19 protein-coding genes are annotated in these 17184 nt (G+C 64.5%); 2 read left to right on the forward strand and 17 right to left on the reverse strand.

The annotated features are described in order from the left end of the window. Positions 1 to 42: 42 nt before the first annotated feature. The 5 genes from IG122_RS02285 to IG122_RS02305 all read right to left on the reverse strand — a co-directional run bounded on the left by IG122_RS02285 (position 43) and on the right by IG122_RS02305 (position 6003). Complete coding sequence (locus IG122_RS02285) at positions 43 to 2364, reverse strand: molybdopterin-containing oxidoreductase family protein (RefSeq protein ID WP_193180027.1); 2322 nt, start codon at positions 2362 to 2364, stop codon at positions 43 to 45. A gap of 64 nt (positions 2365 to 2428) precedes the next feature. Continuing rightward, positions 2429 to 3544, reverse strand: coding sequence for a malate/lactate/ureidoglycolate dehydrogenase (locus tag IG122_RS02290; protein WP_193180030.1), 1116 nt, complete (start codon positions 3542 to 3544; stop codon positions 2429 to 2431). Next, positions 3544 to 4299, reverse strand: a complete 756-nt coding sequence (locus IG122_RS02295) for an HpcH/HpaI aldolase family protein (RefSeq protein ID WP_193180032.1) — start codon at positions 4297 to 4299, stop codon at positions 3544 to 3546. The genes IG122_RS02290 and IG122_RS02295 overlap by 1 nt, the downstream gene beginning before the upstream one ends. 15 nt (positions 4300 to 4314) lie before the next feature. Beyond that, positions 4315 to 5286: a hydroxyacid dehydrogenase gene (locus tag IG122_RS02300; RefSeq protein ID WP_193180033.1), complete on the reverse strand. Its 972-nt coding sequence runs from the start codon at positions 5284 to 5286 to the stop codon at positions 4315 to 4317. Positions 5287 to 5310: 24 nt separating this feature from the next. Next, entirely contained in the window at positions 5311 to 6003 is a 693-nt protein-coding gene (locus IG122_RS02305; RefSeq protein WP_193180035.1) for an RraA family protein, read from the reverse strand. A gap of 119 nt (positions 6004 to 6122) precedes the next feature. On the opposite strand from IG122_RS02305, the gene IG122_RS02310 reads away from it, so the two are divergent. Beyond that, a complete protein-coding gene (locus IG122_RS02310) occupies positions 6123 to 6560 on the forward strand; it encodes a methylglyoxal synthase (RefSeq protein WP_193180037.1) in 438 nt (145 codons plus the stop codon). 194 nt (positions 6561 to 6754) lie between these two features. Here the strand turns inward: IG122_RS02310 and IG122_RS02315 are convergent, their stop codons facing one another. Together IG122_RS02315 and IG122_RS02320 are read right to left on the reverse strand one after the other, a co-directional pair. Beyond that, entirely contained in the window at positions 6755 to 7174 is a 420-nt protein-coding gene (locus IG122_RS02315; protein WP_193180039.1) for a DUF6285 domain-containing protein, read from the reverse strand. Further along, complete coding sequence (locus tag IG122_RS02320) at positions 7167 to 8201, reverse strand: phosphotransferase family protein (RefSeq protein ID WP_193180041.1); 1035 nt, start codon at positions 8199 to 8201, stop codon at positions 7167 to 7169. Before IG122_RS02320 ends, IG122_RS02315 begins: the two co-directional genes overlap by 8 nt. A 220-nt stretch (positions 8202 to 8421) precedes the next feature. Here IG122_RS02320 and IG122_RS02325 point away from each other — a divergent pair, with 220 nt between their 5' ends. Continuing rightward, entirely contained in the window at positions 8422 to 8775 is a 354-nt protein-coding gene (locus tag IG122_RS02325) for a RidA family protein (RefSeq protein ID WP_193180043.1), read from the forward strand. A 9-nt stretch (positions 8776 to 8784) separates the two neighbouring features. On the opposite strand, the gene IG122_RS02330 is transcribed toward IG122_RS02325, so the two are convergent. The 10 genes from IG122_RS02330 to IG122_RS02375 all read right to left on the reverse strand — a co-directional run bounded on the left by IG122_RS02330 (position 8785) and on the right by IG122_RS02375 (position 17179). Next, positions 8785 to 9270: a phosphatase domain-containing protein gene (locus IG122_RS02330; protein ID WP_193180045.1), complete on the reverse strand. Its 486-nt coding sequence runs from the start codon at positions 9268 to 9270 to the stop codon at positions 8785 to 8787. A gap of 50 nt (positions 9271 to 9320) precedes the next feature. Next, on the reverse strand, positions 9321 to 10130 hold the full coding sequence (locus IG122_RS02335) for an ABC transporter ATP-binding protein (protein WP_226893268.1): 810 nt from the start codon (positions 10128 to 10130) through the stop codon (positions 9321 to 9323). Then, a complete protein-coding gene (locus IG122_RS02340) occupies positions 10114 to 10992 on the reverse strand; it encodes an ABC transporter ATP-binding protein (RefSeq protein WP_193180047.1) in 879 nt (292 codons plus the stop codon). The genes IG122_RS02335 and IG122_RS02340 overlap by 17 nt, the downstream gene beginning before the upstream one ends. Beyond that, positions 10989 to 11918 (reverse strand): nickel transporter permease, encoded by a 930-nt coding sequence (gene nikC / locus IG122_RS02345; protein ID WP_193180049.1) that lies wholly within the window; start codon positions 11916 to 11918, stop codon positions 10989 to 10991. Before nikC ends, IG122_RS02340 begins: the two co-directional genes overlap by 4 nt. 14 nt (positions 11919 to 11932) lie before the next feature. Beyond that, complete coding sequence (locus tag IG122_RS02350; protein WP_319024794.1) at positions 11933 to 12925, reverse strand: ABC transporter permease; 993 nt, start codon at positions 12923 to 12925, stop codon at positions 11933 to 11935. A gap of 90 nt (positions 12926 to 13015) precedes the next feature. Continuing rightward, the gene (locus tag IG122_RS02355; RefSeq protein ID WP_193180053.1) at positions 13016 to 14623 is read right to left on the reverse strand and encodes an ABC transporter substrate-binding protein; all 1608 of its coding nucleotides are present in this window, start codon (positions 14621 to 14623) and stop codon (positions 13016 to 13018) included. Between the two features lie 188 nt (positions 14624 to 14811). Beyond that, positions 14812 to 15306 (reverse strand): acyl-CoA thioesterase, encoded by a 495-nt coding sequence (locus tag IG122_RS02360; RefSeq protein WP_193180055.1) that lies wholly within the window; start codon positions 15304 to 15306, stop codon positions 14812 to 14814. A gap of 4 nt (positions 15307 to 15310) precedes the next feature. Next, the gene (locus IG122_RS02365) at positions 15311 to 15925 is read right to left on the reverse strand and encodes a LysE family translocator (RefSeq protein ID WP_193180057.1); all 615 of its coding nucleotides are present in this window, start codon (positions 15923 to 15925) and stop codon (positions 15311 to 15313) included. A 103-nt stretch (positions 15926 to 16028) separates the two neighbouring features. Further along, entirely contained in the window at positions 16029 to 16430 is a 402-nt protein-coding gene (locus IG122_RS02370) for a DUF1636 family protein (RefSeq protein WP_193180059.1), read from the reverse strand. Then, a complete protein-coding gene (locus tag IG122_RS02375; protein WP_193180061.1) occupies positions 16427 to 17179 on the reverse strand; it encodes a CbtA family protein in 753 nt (250 codons plus the stop codon). The genes IG122_RS02370 and IG122_RS02375 overlap by 4 nt, the downstream gene beginning before the upstream one ends. Between the last annotated feature and the right edge of the window lie 5 nt (positions 17180 to 17184).

The raw sequence follows: 17184 nt of genomic DNA on the forward strand, positions 1-17184 counted from the left end.
GACGTCATCCCGGCGCGTTGGCCGGGATGACGAATCAGGGTTTTAAACCTTCCGCACCTCGCACCATGAACAACGGAGCGGGATCGAGCCGCTGACCGGGTCCGCCCGCTCGGTCGGGACGGCGCCGTTCAGATTGGCACCGAGTGGCGCGCCCGGGACGGCGTCCGCAATGGTCCAGCCGTGCTGGGCGAAGACCGCGTCCGGCGCGAGGCCCCTGGCGAGTTTGGCGCGGGCACGGAAGGTGCCGGCCCTGGTTGAAATTTCCACCCAGTCCCGCTCGGCGATGCCGCGCGTCTCGGCGAGTTCCGGCGCTATCTCCAGGATCGGATCCGGCTGCAGGCGGCGGAGCGAGGGGATGTTGCGATGCTGGCTGTGGCAATAGACCACGGTCTTCGCCGAGCCCAGACGAAGCGGGAAAGGCTGCTCCAGCGCGGAGGGAAGTTCCGACGGGTCGAGGGATGGAACGGGGCGCTGACCGTGTTTCAGGAACTGCTCGGAATAGAGTTCCACCAGACCGCTCGGCGTGGGGAACCCGGCCGCGAGATACGGCTTCTCCTGTACTTCCCCGTCCAGCGTGACACCCTCGGGTTCGGCTCTGAGCGTTGCGACGTCGAGCCCGGCGGGGGCGAGCATGTGGTCATGGCCTTTGTCCGCATCGCAATCGAACATGGTCTCGGCGAGGCCGAGCCGTCGGGAGAGTTCGAGAACGATATCGGTGTCGCTGCGGGCCTCGCCGACGGGCGCGATCGCAGCCGGACGGAGCTGCACCTTCCGCATGCCCTCCAGACTGGCATCGAACCCGTTGCGCAGTCCCTCGCGCTCCCACGAGGTCGCGGCGGGGAGGACGATATCGGCAAATTCCGCGCTCGCATTCAGGAAGAAGTCGGTATGGACGTGGAATTCGAGCTTCCCGAAAGCCTGCTTCGCCAACGCAGTGTCCGGCTGCGCCGCAAGCGGGTTGCCACCAAAGGAGAAGAGCATGCGGACGGGATAGGGCGTGCCCCCCAGCACCGCGCGGTAAACATCGCGCGCCGTCACCCAGCCGTGCCGTCCGGGGCCGAGCGGGCGCTCGGCAAGACCGAGTGCCTTGGCACGCTGCGTATCCGAGAGCAGGTCCTGGCCCGAGATGTCGTTGAAGCGCGCCGCGCCGCCCGGAATGTTTCCGCCGGAGGCGCCATAATGCCCGGTCAGCGCATAGAAGCTGGAGATCGCCCGGTCGGTCTGCGTCGCCGTGACGCTTTGTCCGACGCCGTTCCAGGCGTAGTAGGCGACGGACGCGCTGCCGGTCAGAATCTCCGCCGCCTTGCGCAGATCTTCGGCCGGGACGCCGGAAAGCCCTTCGACCCGCTCTGGCGTGTAGTCCGCCGCGGCGTCGCGCAGGGTCTGCAGGACCGTGCGGCAGAGGACAGAACCGGAGAGGCTCAGGATCTCATGGCTGCCGAAGAGTTCCGCGCCGTCCGGGTCGTCCATCCAGTTTTTCGAAGCCGCGTCGTAACGCAGCGGCCTCGAGCCTCCGACGCCGGCCGCCAGCAGAATGTTCTCGCCGCCACCCGGCGCGACATCGCTTTCCCGCAGCAGGAGCCCGGTTTCCGGATGAACCAGCAGCGCGGCATTGCTCCAGCGTCGGGCGAAGCCCTGATCGAAAGCGTCGCTTTCGAGCTGCAGCTTGAGCAGGCCGAGCGCAACCGCCTGGTCCGTGCCGGGACGGACCTTGAGCCAGGCATCGGCCCGGCGCGCATACATCGTTGGACGCGGGTCGATGACCACCAGCTTCGCGCCCCGGCGGATCGCCTTCTGCACCTCGGTCGAGCGAGCGAGCCACGTAGCGGTGGGATTATGCCCCCAGAGCAGCACGCAGTCGGTCCGCGCGAAGTCCGGTGTGCCGATATCGGTGCCGTAGGTGAAACGGGAGGCGAAGTCCTTGTGCCAGTTGCAGATTTCCGTGCCGTAGATGGTATTTGGACTGCCATAGGCGCGAATGAAGCGTTCGATCCAGGAAATCGCGTCGGAAATATGCGTGCCGCTCGGCGTAGTGACGGAGAAGGAGACCTGCTCCGGCCCGTGCGTGTCGCGGATCCGCGCCATGTGGCCAGCGATCTCGTCCAGTGCTTCGTCCCAGGATATCGCCTCCCAGGTCGGATGGGCCGCGCCCTTCGGCGAGGTCCGGCGCAGCGGCCGCGTCAGCCGGTCCGGGTGATAGACCAGTTCCGGCGCGGCCAGTCCCTTCGGACAGAGCTTTGACCCGCTTGGATGCTCCGGCAGCGGCTCGATCCGGAGGAGTTTTCCGCCCGCCACTGTCGCCGTGCAGCCGCAGCGGGAGCGGCACTGTGTACAGAAAGCGGGAATGCGGGTCGGCTCGGACATGAGGGCTCCCGGAATGAGGGGTGGGAAGGAGGAGGGTAGGATATTCTCCCCCTATATTGAATCATTACCCCGTCAGGCTCTCCAACTCGCCCTCCGAGAATCCGAGCTTGCGGGCAGAGGCGAGGATGTCGTCCCAGACCTCCGGTGCCAGCGGCAGGCCGCCGGCGCTGCGCTCGGCCAGCGTCATCCGTTCCTTCTCGCCCGGAACCAGAACCTCGGAAACACCCTCGGCCGGGCGGGTGTTCTTCACGAAGGCGATGTAGCTGCGGATCTCGTCGGCCATGGCGTCGCCGCTGTCCATCCGCGCCGGGTCGATGAAGATCGAGAGCATACCGTTGCAGAACGGTCGCCGCTCGGGCTCGTCCGGTCCGCCGGCGCAGCCGGAGCCGGTGAGGGCGCCGGCCATCATCTCCATCATGAAGTTGAGACCCGAACCTTTGTGGCCTCCGAACGGCGTCAGCGCGCCCGGTCCGCCATAGGGCTCCGGTGCCTTGCCCGCCGGCACGTCGCCGTAGAGCGGCCAGGGATCGTTCGTCAGCTTGCCTTCGGCGTCTATCAGAGAGCCCTCGGGCAGCGCCTTACCGCCCTTCAGCGCGACCAGGGCCTTGCCCTCGGCGACGGTGGAGGTGGCGAAATCGTGCACCACCGGATCGCCGCCCTTGACCGGAATGCCGATGCAGAAGGGCGAGGTGCCCATGCGGCGCTCGCGCCCGCCGAAGGGGGCGACGAGGAGCGAGCCGCGGACATTGACCATGTGCATGGAGGCGATGTCGGCCGCCGCCGCGCGCTCCGCCCAGTCGCCGATGCGACCGAGATGGCCCGCATTGCGCAACGCCGTGAGGGCGAGGCCCTGCGCCTTCACTTTCTTCAGACCCAGATCGACGGTCTGCTCGCCGACGCTTTGGCCGAAGCCGTATTTGCCGTCGACGATCGCCATGACGTCGTTTTCCATGACGATCTCGATGGTCTGGTTGATCTTCTGCCGCCCGGCCTCGATCCATTGCAGGTAGCGCGGCACCCGGATCACGCCGTGGCTGTCATGGCCCCGGAGATTGGCGCCGGTCAGCCGCTCGGCGATGTCCCGTGCTTCCTTTTCCGAGCAGCCGGCGCGCGCGAACATCGCGCGCACCAGGGCGATCATCACATCCGGCGTGACCCGGACCTCGGAGGCCGCGCCCATCAGCCGCGCATGTCGCTGACGGTCTTCGAGACCGCCGCCGAATAGAGCCGGACATCGTTGGCCAGCGTCACCAGGTCGAAGCCCTGAGCCAGCATCTTCTTGGCGTAGCTGTTCTCGAGGCAGTGAATGCCGGCCTTGATCCCGGCCTTCTTGGCCGCGAGCCGGATCTTCTCGATCGTCTCCAGCATCTCAGGCTCGGTCCGGTCGAGGCCCGGCTTGTGCCCGAGAGAGATGGAGAGATCGCTCGGGCCGATATAGAGCCCGGTCAGGCCCGGCGTCGCCGCGATCTCGTCGACATTGGCGAGCGCTTCCTCGGTTTCGATCATCGCGAAGATGACCATCTGGTCATTGGCGCTCGTATGATAGTCGACGCCATAGACGATTCCTGCCCGGGTCGGTCCGGAAGAGCGGAACCCGTCCGGAACGTATTTGCAGATGCCGACGAGCTGCTCGGCGTCGGCGCGGTTGTTCACCATCGGACAGATGATGCCCAGCGCGCCCGCGTCGAGCAGTTTCATGATGATGCCGGGCTCGAGCCACGGCGGACGTACCACCGGTGTGGCATTCGATGCGCTCATCGCCTGCAGCATTCCGAGTGCGGCCTGATAGTCGACCAGGCCGTGCTGCAGGTCGATGGTGACGGAATCGAAGTCCTGCGCCGCCATGATCTCGGCGGTGAAGGTGTTCGGGATGGAGAGCCAGCCGTTGATGGCGCCCTTGCCGCTCGCAAGGCAGTCTTTCAGTCTCGTCTTCATTGGTCGGCTCCTCTCTCAGAGCACTTCTTTGTTGATGATGACGTTCGGGTCCGGCTTGCCGTCGAGCACGTTCAGCACGTTCTCCGCCGTCTGGTACGCCATGCGGAGGATAGACTGCTCGGTCACGCCGGCGCTGTGCGGGCTGACCATGATGTTGTCGAGCTGGAAGAGCGGATGCTCCGGCTTCGGCGGCTCGACCGCGAAGACGTCGATGCCGGCACCGGCGATGCTGCCCGAGGTGAGGGCGTCGTAGAGCGCCTCCTCGTCGATGAGGCCGCCGCGCGCGGTATTGACCAGATGTGCGGTCGGCTTCATCGCCGCGAGCTGTGCCTTGCCGATGAGGTTCACGGTCTCCGGGCTCTTCGGGCAGTGCAGCGATACGAAATCCATCTGCGGCAGCACCGCGTCCAGATTCGAGACAGGAGTACAGCCGGCGGCCTTGATCGCGTCGTCATCGACGTAGGGGTCGAGCACCGAGACATTCATGTCGAAGGCGAGAGCCCGTTTCGCGACGCGCGTGCCGATGCGGCCGAAGCCGACGAGAAGCAGCGACTTCTCCGCGATGTCCTGGGCGCCCATCTGGCGCTTGATCCAGAAATTGTCGTTCCGGGTCGCGTGATCGAACTCGACGCTCTTCTTCGCCAGCGCGAGGATGAAATAGAGCGTGTGCTCGGCGACCGAGACCATGTTGGAACTGGCGGCGACGCAGAGCGGGATGCCGCGTTCGGTCAGTGCCGCGACGTCGACGGAATCGTAGCCGACGCCGTGCCGCGAGACGACCTTCAGGTTCGGGGCCGCCTCGATCACCCGGCGCGGGATCTTCGTGGTCTGCACCGCGATGGCGTCGCAGGTGGCCGCTGCCGCGACCATCTCGTCCTCGGTCGGGAAGTGCAGCGTCGTGGTGACGACATCGTCGCGTGCGTCAAACAGCGACTGGCCGGCCGGATTGAGCTTGTCCGGCACCAGCACGTGGAACTTGTTCTTCATTTCTCGTCTCTTCGGCTGGTGGGGTCAGTGGATCTCGGCGGCGCCGGACATCGCGGCCTTCAGCTTGTCGATGTTGAAATCCGGGGCCTTGGCGGCATCGAGAATGACCTTCTCGCGGCGCTCCAGCAGGGCGATGGCGTCGGGCAGCTTCTTCACCGCTTCCGCCGGGACGACGACGGCGCCGTGCCGGTCGGCATGGATGATGTCGTTATGGTTCACCGCCATGCCGCCGACATTGACCGGCACGCCGAAATCGACCGGATGGACCCAGCCATGGCTCGGGCCGACCTTGCCGCCGAGGATCTGAAAGCCCTTGGCGGAGGCGTCGATATCGCGGAACGAGCCGTTGGTGACGCAGCCGAGGCAGCCGAGCCCCTTGTGCACCGTGGTATTCACCTCGCCCCAGAAGGCGCCGAAGCCGGGCTCGGGATCGAGGTCCTGCAGCACGACGATGCGCGGGCTCTCGCCCGAGGCGACATAGGTGTAATAGGCGGCCCGGTGCGCCTTGGCGTCACCCTGCGGCGGAGTGACGGCGCGCATGGTGGCCGTGCGGGCATAGCCGCAGATCGGCGGCAGCGACGGGTCGAGGGCGACGAGCGGCATGGTGGTGAAGCCGATCGTGCGGCGTTCCGGCATGACCACTTCGAGGCCGTTACAGATCGTGGGGGTATCCCACTCCGTCAGCTTGCGCAGATCGGATTCGGTGATTTCGGACATGTCCTCCCGTCCCATATCAGTTGTTTTCACTGGTGCTTTTTCTTGCAGCCTAACGGGCGGCAGGGGGACAGTGTAGCGCGCATTTGGAAACTATCGCGCCGGGTGAGGGAGCGGATTGCATGAACAGGAACAAGCGGATCGGGCTGATCGCCCACGATGCCCGAAAGGCTGCGCTCCGGGATTTCGTCCGGGCCCATGCCGGGAAGCTCAAAGGGCACGAACTTGTCGCGACGGGAACCACCGGCCGGATGATCGCGGAGGAGACGGGACTCGCGGTCCGGCGTTTCAGGAGCGGGCCGCTCGGCGGCGACCAGCAGATGGGCGCGCTGATCGCGGAAGGCGGCCTCGACATCCTGATCTTCTTCACCGATCCGATGACGACCATGCCGCACGACGTCGACGTCAAGGCGCTGGTCCGGCTCTGCACGCTCTACAACGTGGTGCTGGCCTGCAATCAGGCGAGCGCCGATTTCGTCCTGACCAGCACCCATTTCGATGCGCCATACGAGCGGGCGGTGCCTGATTACGACAGCTACATCAACCGCGAGATTTCCTGAGCGCGGAACAGTGTCGTCTCTGCATCGACTCGCCGATCGGCGACGTGAATCTGTTGCCGATACGCATCAGCGATTGCTCGCATTTTTCCGGAAAATGAGATCGATCAGTTTGCGTAAACCGTTTTAACGCAGACGGTTAAGCGGATGCCTTAATCCGGATAATTATCTTGCGTTGAATCGGTTTTTTGCATCAGTCAGTTCGGAGTCGGCTGGGAATATTCCCGAGCGGCAAGAAACTTCGGATTGGACAGTTTCAGCTTTTCCTCGATGAGCACGGTCAGCACCTGCTGTACCGAACCGGTTAGGTCTCTGTCATAGACGCCTTCGCGGAGCTCGCGCGCCAGATCGCGGCTCAGCGCATCGAGTTGGGCCTCCGGGTCCGCTCCGGCGCGCGCCACATTGTCCTCGCCATAGAGCGCAGCAAAGGCGTCCAGCACCCGGCGGACAGGATCCGCGTCTTCGTCGGCTTCCAGTTCGCGGACTGCCATGGCCAGCGCACTGGCGATCATCAGGCCGAGATATTTGCGGTCGCCCGCCAGCTCCGGAAGGATTTCCGTCTGGAAGCTGTCGAGCGCCGTCTCGATCAGCGCCTTGCGTCCCGGGGCCTCATACATCGCTCTTGCTCCGTTCGATTTCGGCGACCTGTTGCAGGACGTCGAGTTCCATCTCCGCCGCCTTGCGGCCCGTCAGGGCGAGCTCGATCGACCGTTCGGCACCTGAATTGTGGCGTTCGCCCTGCAGCAGCGCGATCGTGCCCCAGCGGACGGTTGCGAGCACTTCCCAGAACGGCACCTGGCTCCAGTCGAGCGCGGCGCCCGCCGTTTCGCTGTAACCTGCATAGAGATCCGCGCGGGCGCCCACACCTCCGGCTTCTCTGTCGTCGACGCCGAAGCGCCAGCAGCGGGCGCAGAACCAGCCGATATCCTCGAGCGGATCGCTCCAGCCGGCGAATTCCCAGTCGAGCACCGCGGTGAGTCGGCCGTCCGCGACCATGTAGTTACCGGTGCGGAAATCGCGGTGGCAGAGCGCAGAGGGTCCGGCGGCCGGCTTGTTCAGTTCGAGCCAGCGGAGCCCCCATTCGAGCGCGGGGTAGGCTTTTGGTAGGCTGTCGAGGAAACCATAAAGCTCGGCGATTCTCTGGGCGGCGGCATCCGACGGCGGTCTGCCGAGGAAATCGAGATCCGGGCGCGGCGCGCGAATCGCGTGCAGCGTCGCCATCTCGCGGCCGATCTGACGGGCCAGTTCGCCGCGCAGCGGGTCGATTTTCTCGTCGCGCGTCAGTATCCGGGGATTGGCGGTGCCGGCAGCGGCGCGCATGACGTAGAAAGGTTTGCCGATAACTGCGCCTTCGGCTTCGAGGATGAGCGGTTCGGGCACCGTCATGCCGGCTTCGAACCCGGCGGAGAGGAGGCGGAACTCCTCCGGGCGCCCGTGACTTTCATCGACTCCCGACGCCGCGTCGGTGCGCAGCACGACGCGCTCCGCGCCGTCGAGGCGCCCGCCGGAAACGTCCAGTTCGAGCAGCCAGTTTTCCTGGATGGCGCCGCCCGAGAGTAGTTTCTGTCCGGTGATCTCTAGCCTGTCGGCGCCCGTTTCCGTCTGCAGCCACTCGGCCAGCGCGGCGCGCGTTTCCGCTTGCATGTTTCCCGCTTGTCCCTCGCTCCGGCGGGATTGCATCCCGCACGTGTCCGGGCCCGATTAAGCCGGGCGAGGCCGGTCATTGCAACGCTCTATTGGGCCTGCCTGCGGGAGTGCCCGCTGTTCCCGCGCCGGCATGGGTGAGATTGGCGGATGACGCTATGCGGAAGGTGCCGGGCCCCACTATGCTGCGGGCTCTTTTACAGCTTCAGGAGCGAGGAATATGGGAATCAAGCGCTATCGCACAGGCGACCGGATGAGCCAGGTCGTGGTCCATGGGGACACCGTCTACACCGCAGGGCAGGTCGCCCAGAACGCGCCGGGCGCGAGCGTCGCCGATCAGACCAAGGACATCCTGGCCTCGCTTGACGCGCTGCTGGCGGAAGCCGGCACCGACAAGTCGAAGCTTCTCACGGCGACGATCTGGCTGAATTCGATGGACGATTTCGCGGAAATGAACGCGGTCTGGGACGCCTGGGTTGCCCCGGGCAACACGCCGTGCCGTGCCTGTGTCGAGTCGCCGCGTCTCGCCAGCCCGAAATACACTGTCGAGATCATGGCGATCGCCGCCCTCTGACTCTAACCTCTACGCGGCGCCGGCGCTTCTCGCCCAGTCGAGCTGCGCCGGCGTCTCGATCGTTCCCGGCCGCGCCGTGCGGACGATCCTGACGGCCTCGTCCGGATCGGTGCCACAGGCCATGAGCAGGCGCGCCGCGATCATGCCGCTACGCCCGAAACCGGCCCGGCAATGGATCACAATCCGTCCGCCATGTTTCAGCCGTTCCACGAGGATGGTTTCGATCGATTTCCACGCCCTCGTGTCGGCCGCCGAGGGGATGTCGAAATCCTTTATCGGAAAGTGCGTCCAGTTGACCATGTGGCTGAGAAAAGCGTCCCGCAGCCCCGGCGTTCCGAGATCGTGCAGCTCCTCGCCGGTTGCGAGCGACAGCACAGTGTCGAAGCCCTTCTCGGCAATGACGCGCACGACATCCTCGTCGGCTGGAAGCGGGCCGATGAAGAGGCTTCCCGAAGTGCCGGGAACGGAAATTTCTGTGAATCCGAGACTGTCCATCCGCCTACGTTAGGCTGACAGTCGTAAACACAAAATGAACACGAAAATGTTCAATCGAACGCGATCATGTTCGCGGCCGCTTCGCGGTCATAGCCCATGCTGGCGCGCAACAGCTGCCGGGTATAGGCCTCCCGCGGCTCCGAGGCCCGCAGCTGCGCCACGGTCAGTTCCTCGACGATGCGGCCCGCATTCATCACCGCCAGCCGATCGCACATATGGGCGATGACAGAGAGATCGTGGCTGACCAAGAGGAACGTCAGGCCGCGCTCCTGCTTCAGGCGTTGCAGCAGGTTGAGGATCTCCGCTTGCACCGAGACGTCGAGCGCCGAGGTCGGCTCGTCAAGGAGCAGGATCTCCGGCTCCAGAACCAGCGCCCTGGCGATCGCGACGCGCTGGCGCTGGCCGCCGGAAAGCTGGTGCGGAAAGCGGAACCTGAAGGCCGGGCCGAGACCGACGGCGACGAGCACCTCCTGCACACGGTCCTCGATCCCGGACATGCCATGAATCTGGCACGGTTCGGTCAGGATGCGGTCGACGGTGTGGCGCGGATGCAGAGAGCCGTAGGGATCCTGGAACACCATCTGGACGCGCTTGTAGAAGGACTTGTCCCGATCGGGGCCGAGCCGCTCGCCGCCGATCTCGATCGTGCCGCTCCAGTCCGGGTTGAGCCCGCTCATGGCGCGGAGCACGGTCGACTTGCCGGAACCGGATTCGCCGACAAGGCCGAATGTCTCGCCCTGCTCGACGGAGAACGAGACGCCGCGGACGGCATGCACGCTCTCGTCGCCGGAGCCGAAGCGGACATCGAGGTCGGAAATATCGATCAATGCCATCGGGCCGCTCTCACTTGAAATAGGCATCGACGCCGGGCTCCGTCTTCCAGCTTTCCTGGCGTTCCAGCACCGGCAACGGCCCGGGCTCGCGGTCGAGCCGGGGCAGGGAGTTCAGCAGCCCGCGGGTATAGGGGTGTTTCGCCTGGTCCAGTTCGTTCGCCTTACATGTCTCCACGATCTGCCCTGCGTACATGATGATCACGCGGTCGCAGAAGGAGGCGACGAGATTGAGGTCGTGGGAGACGAACATCAGGCCCATGCCGCGCTGGGTCACCAGATCGTCGATGATCGCCAGCACCTGCATCTGCACGGTGACGTCGAGCGCCGAGGTCGGCTCGTCCGCAATCATCAGGTCGGGATCGGGGATCAGCATCATCGCGATCATGATGCGTTGGCCCATCCCGCCCGACACCTCGTTCGGATAAAGCCCGAGCACCCGCTTGGGATCGCGGATCTTCACCGCGGCCAGCATCTCCAGCGTCCGTTCTATGGCCTCGCGTTTCGAGGCGCCGGTATGGACGCGGTAGGCCTCCGCGATTTGTTCGCCGATGGTCATTACCGGGTTCAAGGAATATTTCGGGTCCTGCATAACCATCGAGATCCGGTCTCCGCGGATCTGCCGCATCTCCTTCTCGGAGAGTTTCATCAGGTCCTTTCCGTCGAACTCCATCCGTTTCGCCGTCACCACCCCGGGCGGGCGGATGAGGCGCAGCACGGAACGGCCGGTCATGGTCTTGCCGGAGCCGGATTCGCCGACGATGCCGACCTTCTCGCGTCCGATGGAGAAGCTGATGTCGCGCACCGCGTCGACGATGCCTGTGCGGGTGTGGAAGCGGACGGAGAGGTCCTCGACCGTCAGAAGCGCCCCGTTGTCGCTGTTACCGCTCATTGGCCGCTCCTCGGATCGAGGATGTCGCGCAGCCCGTCGCCGAGCAGGTTGAAACCGAGGCTGACGACGAAGATGGCGAGGCCCGGCATGGTGGCGACCCACCATTGATCGAGCAGGAACTTGCGGCCGGCGGAGATCATTGCGCCCCATTCCGGAATCGGCGGCTGCGCGCCGAGGCCGAGGAAACCGAGACCGGCTGCCGTGAGGATGATGCCGGCCATGTCCAGTGTGACGCGGACGATTACCGAGGACAGGCAGAGCGGTACCACATGCCCCGAGATGATGCGTGCCGGGGAGGCGCCCTGCAGGCGGATCGCGCTGATGAAGTCCTGATTGCGGATCGTAAGGGTCTCGGCGCGGGCCAGGCGGGCATATGGCGGCCAGGAGGTGATGGCGATGGCGAGCACGGCGTTCTCGATCCCGGGGCCGAGTGCGGCGACGAAGGCGAGCGCGAGCACGAGGCGTGGGAAGGCGAGGAAGATGTCCGTCAGGCGCATCAGCACGGTATCGACCCATCCGCCGGCATACCCCGCCAGCGTGCCTATCACGAGGCCGAGCACGGGGGCCGTCGCCGCAACGAGCGCGACGATATAGAGCGTTATGCTGGCGCCGTGGATGATCCGGCTCAGAATGTCCCGGCCGAGTTCGTCCGTTCCGAATAAATGTCCGGGCGTGCCAGGCGGAAGCAGGCGGTTGTGGAGGTTCTGGGCCAGCGGGTCGTGCGGCGCGATCCAGGGCGCAATCGCGGAGACGACAATCAGCGTGACGAGGATTGCGAGCCCGATCATCGCGAGCGGATTGCGCGAGAGCGTCAGCCAGCCGAGATAGAACTGGACCATTCGGGCCTGCCAGCGCGATTCCGGTGTGTCCGTCGTCAGCCAGGCCTTCAGGCTGGGGGCGCTGGTGCGCGTTGTTTTTGCGATCATGTCTCTGGTCCTGCCTAACGGGCGCGCGGATCGACGAGCCGGTAAAGCAGGTCGGATAGCAGATTGAGGCCGACGAAGACGGCGCCGACCACGACGGTCCCGCCGAGAACGGCGGCCATGTCGGCCGAAAGCAGTGCGTTGGTGATATAGAAGCCGAGACCCGGCCAGGCGAAAACGGTTTCCGTGAGCACCGAGCCCTCGAGAAGCTGGGCGTAAGAGAGCGCGATCACCGTGATCAGCGGCACCAGCACGTTGCCAAGCGCGTGGCGCCAGATCACCTGCGTTTCCGAGATACCTTTGACACGCGCGGTGGTGATGTACTCCTGGCTCAGTTGCTCCAGCATGAAGCTGCGGGTCATGCGGCTGATATAGGCTATCGAGTAATATCCGAGGACGGCGGCCGGCAGCACGATGTGCGAGACCGCATTGGCGAAGATCTCCAGATCTCCGGCGATCAGACTGTCGATCAGGATCGCGCCGGTGACCTGCGGGATCATACCGTCATAGAAGATGTCGAGGCGTCCGGGGCCGCCGACCCAGCCGAGCACGCCGTAGAAGACCAGCAGCCCGATCAGGCCGAGCCAGAAGACCGGCATGGAATAGCCGAAGAGGCCGAGCACGCGGACGACCTGGTCCGGCCAGCGGCCCTGATTGACAGCGGCGAGCACCCCCATCGGAATGCCGAGCACGACCCCGAAGAGCGTCGCGATGGTGGCAAGTTCCAGTGTCGCCGGGAAGACGCGGGCGATGTCCTCGGCAACCGGGCGCGCGGTCAGCAGCGAGGTGCCCAGATCGCCCTTCAGGACGTCGCCGAGATAATAGGCGAACTGGACATAAAGCGGCTTGTCGAGCCCCATCGCGAGACGCGCCGCCTGATAGATCTCTTCGCTCGCCTTGTCACCGACTACGGAAAGCACCGGGTCGATCGGCATGACGCGGCCGATGATGAAGGTAACGAAGAGCAGGCCGACGAAGGTGACGGCGACGGTCAGAACGGTGTGAATCACCGCCCGTAAAAAACGAGGGGAGAGGGGCGACGCCCCCCTCCCGACGCTATTGGATGTATTGAGTGCCATACGGCAGCAGCGCTCCGGCTGTTATTTCTTGACCGTCCAGTAATAGACGGAACTCACGGCGCCGCCGGTATAGAGGCCAGTGACGTTCTTGCGCAAGCCGGTCTGCTCGATTTTCTGCAGCATCACGACGAACGGGCTCGCCATCTGATGATCCTTCTGGATCTTGCGATACATCTCGGCGCGGGTGTCGCGATCGCTTTCCTGCACCGCCGCTTCGGTCTCCTTGGACATTTCCGGAATATCCCAGGCGTTCCGCCAGGCGAGCTTGCCGGTGTTCTTCGCCTCGAACGCGTTGTCCGGGTTGTGCGCGAAGGTGTCGGCATTGGTGTGCGGATCCGGATAGTCCGGGCCCCAGGCGCCGAGATAGATCTCGTGCTTTCGGGCGCGATAGACGCCGAGCGTCTGCTTGCCGGTCGCGACTTCAAGCGTCGCCTTGATGCCGGCCTGCGCGAAGGTGTTCTGCAGAGACTGGCCGATTTCCAGACGTTCCTGGGCATTCCGTACGTAAATCTTCACGTCGAAACCGTCGGCTTCGCCAGCTTCCGCCAGCAGGGCCTTCGCCTTCGCGACGTCGAGCTTGTACGGCTTGTCCTTCAGTTCGCCGAGATAGGTCAGCGGAAGGAAGGCCTGATGCACGGTGTACTGGCCGCGCAGGAAGGTATTGGCCATGCCTTCGTAATCGACCAGGTACCTCATCGCTTCCTGGACCTTCGGCTTGGCGAGCACCGGCACTTCCTGATTCAGCGAGAAGTACATGATCCGGCCGCGCAGATCCTCGTCAATGCGCAGATCGCCGTTGCCGGAGATGCCGGCGACATCGTCCGGGGAGAGGTTGCGGGCCACGTCCACGTCGCCTTTTTCCAGCAGCAGGCGCTGGGTGGCGGACTCGCTGATATGGCGTACGAAGACACGCTTCATCGCCGGCGCGCCGCGCCAGTAGTTCTCGTTCGCCTCGAGCACGTAGTTCTCGTTCGGCTTCCAGCCACGCAGGGAATAGGCGCCGGAGCCTGCCGAATTGGTCTTCAGCCACTCGTAGCCCATGTCGCCATCCTTCTCGTGCTCCATCGCGAGCTTCATGTCGACGATGTTGCCGATGGTGGCGGTCAGGCAGTTGAGGACGAAGGAGGTGGCGTATTTCTTGTCCGTCTCGATCGTCAGCGTCATGTCGTCGACGGCCTTGATCTTCTCCTTCGCGTTCTCGGCGGTGAAGCCGAACTGGGTCAGGATGAAGGACGGGGTTTTGTTCAGGATCACTGCACGCTGCAGCGAGAAGGCTGCGTCATGGGCGGTCACCGGATTGCCGGAATGGAATTTGACGCCCGGGCGCATCTTGAAGGAGTAGGTCTTCCCGTCCTCGCTGATGGTCCAGCTTTCCGCCAGACCTGGGACGTAGCCGCCGGAGAGATTGGAGGGCTCGAAGGCGACGAGAGTGTCGTAAACGTTCTGGGCGAGGTCGCCGCCGGAAAATTCAAAAATTTCCGCCGGATCGAGCGAGACGATGTCGTCGATCCTTGTGGCGATCACCAGCGTGTCCGCCGGGGTCGCCGCGTAGGACTGCCCGCTTGATAAGGGGAGCGCGACGGATACGGCAAGCGCCGCGACCGCGAAGCTCTTTGCCAATGCGTTCATGTGAAGCCTCACAATTTATTTTCAAAGCTTGAGTGCTTTTCCACGATCCGGAACGGATCGGGTTAACGAAGCCTAATCCGGGCCTCGGGCAATCCACAACACTTGTTGGCGATGGTTTGTAAAATTATTGCTTTTGAGAGACTTTTGGGGATCCCGAGAAAACGATCCGAGAGCAGTCTCATGCGCGATCAACCCTGTTCCGGGTGATCGAGATCGACGATCGCCGTCCGAAGCTCCGGGGAGATCGGTGCCTTCTTCCCCGTCGAGTTGACGATCATGACGAAAAGCTGGGTCGACCAGTTGCAGCACCCTTGCTCGTCCCAGGTCGCATATTCCATGACCATGCTGGTATTGCGCATGGAGACCGCGCGCCCCGTGACGCAGATCGGCGTGTGGTAGGAGAGGCCCCGGATATACTCGATCTCGAGATGTTTCATGACCGGTCCGGGTACGTTCATCGCATGCCGGGGATGGCCGAGGACTTCGAAGTAGATGTTCCTGAGGCTCTCGTACCAGGCGAGATAGGCGGCGTGGTTCACATGGGCGAAGCCGTCGCAATCCCGCCATTCCACCAGCTTCGGCATCGCGAAGCTCCATTCCTCCGGAATATGGAAGTGCGCGCGGAGTTCGTCCGTGACCGCGTAGTCGGAGAGGGAGCCGTGTCCGCCGAGAGAGTTGGTCATCGGCTCAGCGCTCCAGGAAGGCGACGCGGATGCCGAGGAAGATCAGCAGCCCGCCGAAGATCCGGTTCACCAGCTTCTGTCCCCTTTCCAGCACCCGGCGAACCATGCCGGTATCGAGTGTGAAGACGAAGAAGATCCAGAACAGCGCGCTGACCGCCATCATGATCGCGACGAGCAGCAGCGTGGTTCCGGTCGCGGTCTCCGGCGTGATCACCATGGTGAAGACGCCGAGATAGAACAGCGTGCCTTTCGGGTTCAGGATGTTGTTCAGGAACCCCTGCAGGAACCAGCGCTGGTTCGCCGCGCGCGGCTCCAGATCCCTGACCGAGAGCTTGGTATCGCTCGCGAAGAAACTCATAACGCCGAGGTAGATCAGGTAGGCGGCGCCCGCATATTTCAGGATGTTGAAGGCGAGGATGCTCTGCGAGATCAGCAGGCCGATGCCGATCGCACAATAGGTGATGTGCACCAGATTGCCGGTGAGCACGCCGAGAGAGGATTTGAGGCCGGCCGCGCGGCCGCCGATGATCGTGTTGCGCATCACGATCACCATGTCCGGTCCCGGGCTGATCATGATGAGCGTGGTGATACCGAGAATGACGATGATCTGGTCGAGCATGGCGGGTCCCCAACAAATGTCCACTGAGGCTAGCGGTAGCCGGGCCGGCTGATCCAGAGGCAAATTGGGCCAGAGGCAAATTGGGAACGTCGAAATTTCCGTGTCAGGCGGGATCGGGCGGGGGAAGCAGCCTGCAGATCACGCCGCGCCGGAAGACCGGGGGCCGCTCCTTCAGCGGTGGAACGCCATGCGGAGAGGCGGCAACGGCTCTTGCCGCCGCGATAATTTCCTCGACCTGGGTTTCCGGATCGGCATCGCCGATCACATAGCTCCAGAGCCCGGGTCCGCGCAGCGCCAAGGTGACCGGCCGGTCGCACACCGCCATGCATTCCACGGGACGCAGGGCGATCCCGGGTTCGCGGGCGCAGGCGTCCTGGAGCCTTTCAAGCAGCAGCTGCCCATTGCGCTTCGATCCATCGGCGGCGCGGCAGGAGGTGCAGACATCGATTGTGACGGGATGGGGAGGGCGGTTCTCGCCGCCCTCCGTCGCGATATGCTCGCTCACGCGTCTGCGGTGGCGGAAGATGCCCCGGCCCGCTCCCAGACGAAGCCGGCAACGCAGCCGGTCAGAGCCCAGGTGACGGCGTGCACCACCAGGGACGCCGAGGCGAAATGCCCCGACAGTTCCGAGGGGACGTTGCTCGTGTAGCCGTCCGCGTGGGGAGCCCCGATCACGTGCGGGAGCGCGATCAGCGCAAGACCGGCGACGATCGCGAGCAGGCTGGAGACGCGGAGCGCGAGGAACAGGCCCGCCGCGGTGGCGATCGCGGTTCCGATCCACCAGATCTGCCGGTCCTCCAGAACCGCCGCCGCGGAGCCCGGAAGTTCGGGGCTGAGACCCAGGGCCGGCGCAAGGCCGGTCGCGGCGAACGCCGCAGCCCCCCAGGCGAGGCCTGTCCGGGTGGTGATCTTCGCGTTGGTCAGGACCATCACGGCGAGCAGGATCAGGGCGAAACCGAATGTGGTTCCGACCGTCGCCAGCGCCGTCGAGAGGCTGCGCTCGATCCCGTCCTCGGGCGCCCAGGCGTTTTCGTTGCCGTGATCCTCGCCGGCATGGGCGAGATGGACGAACGAATCGCTCTGGATTTCCGACGCATGCGCGACCAGGAAACGTCCCGCGCTTGCGATCTCACCCGACTCGTATTTTTCCGCTTCGAGGATCAAGGGGGTGGTGGTGACTTCCTGCAGGCCGGCTACAAGCGCGCCCGCAAGAAATCCGGCCGCGAGTGCGGCCTTCACAAATCTCGTCAGCATGGTGA

The organism is Nisaea sediminum, from assembly GCF_014904705.1.
Lineage (GTDB): Bacteria > Pseudomonadota > Alphaproteobacteria > Thalassobaculales > Thalassobaculaceae > Nisaea > Nisaea sediminum.

Excerpts from the sequence above, each read along its gene's own strand:
- IG122_RS02285 (WP_193180027.1), bottom strand. The coding sequence starts at position 2,364 with ATGTCCGAGCCGACCCGCATTCCCGCTTTCTGTACACAGTGCCGCTCC.
- IG122_RS02290 (WP_193180030.1), bottom strand. The coding sequence starts at position 3,544 with ATGGGCGCGGCCTCCGAGGTCCGGGTCACGCCGGATGTGATGATCGCC.
- IG122_RS02295 (WP_193180032.1), bottom strand. The coding sequence starts at position 4,299 with ATGAAGACGAGACTGAAAGACTGCCTTGCGAGCGGCAAGGGCGCCATC.
- IG122_RS02300 (WP_193180033.1), bottom strand. The coding sequence starts at position 5,286 with ATGAAGAACAAGTTCCACGTGCTGGTGCCGGACAAGCTCAATCCGGCC.
- IG122_RS02305 (WP_193180035.1), bottom strand. The coding sequence starts at position 6,003 with ATGTCCGAAATCACCGAATCCGATCTGCGCAAGCTGACGGAGTGGGAT.
- IG122_RS02310 (WP_193180037.1), top strand. The coding sequence starts at position 6,123 with ATGAACAGGAACAAGCGGATCGGGCTGATCGCCCACGATGCCCGAAAG.
- IG122_RS02315 (WP_193180039.1), bottom strand. The coding sequence starts at position 7,174 with ATGTATGAGGCCCCGGGACGCAAGGCGCTGATCGAGACGGCGCTCGAC.
- IG122_RS02320 (WP_193180041.1), bottom strand. The coding sequence starts at position 8,201 with ATGCAAGCGGAAACGCGCGCCGCGCTGGCCGAGTGGCTGCAGACGGAA.
- IG122_RS02325 (WP_193180043.1), top strand. The coding sequence starts at position 8,422 with ATGGGAATCAAGCGCTATCGCACAGGCGACCGGATGAGCCAGGTCGTG.
- IG122_RS02330 (WP_193180045.1), bottom strand. The coding sequence starts at position 9,270 with ATGGACAGTCTCGGATTCACAGAAATTTCCGTTCCCGGCACTTCGGGA.
- IG122_RS02335 (WP_226893268.1), bottom strand. The coding sequence starts at position 10,130 with ATGCCTATTTCAAGTGAGAGCGGCCCGATGGCATTGATCGATATTTCC.
- IG122_RS02340 (WP_193180047.1), bottom strand. The coding sequence starts at position 10,992 with ATGAGCGGTAACAGCGACAACGGGGCGCTTCTGACGGTCGAGGACCTC.
- nikC (WP_193180049.1), bottom strand. The coding sequence starts at position 11,918 with ATGATCGCAAAAACAACGCGCACCAGCGCCCCCAGCCTGAAGGCCTGG.
- IG122_RS02355 (WP_193180053.1), bottom strand. The coding sequence starts at position 14,623 with ATGAACGCATTGGCAAAGAGCTTCGCGGTCGCGGCGCTTGCCGTATCC.
- IG122_RS02360 (WP_193180055.1), bottom strand. The coding sequence starts at position 15,306 with ATGACCAACTCTCTCGGCGGACACGGCTCCCTCTCCGACTACGCGGTC.
- IG122_RS02365 (WP_193180057.1), bottom strand. The coding sequence starts at position 15,925 with ATGCTCGACCAGATCATCGTCATTCTCGGTATCACCACGCTCATCATG.
- IG122_RS02375 (WP_193180061.1), bottom strand. The coding sequence starts at position 17,179 with ATGCTGACGAGATTTGTGAAGGCCGCACTCGCGGCCGGATTTCTTGCG.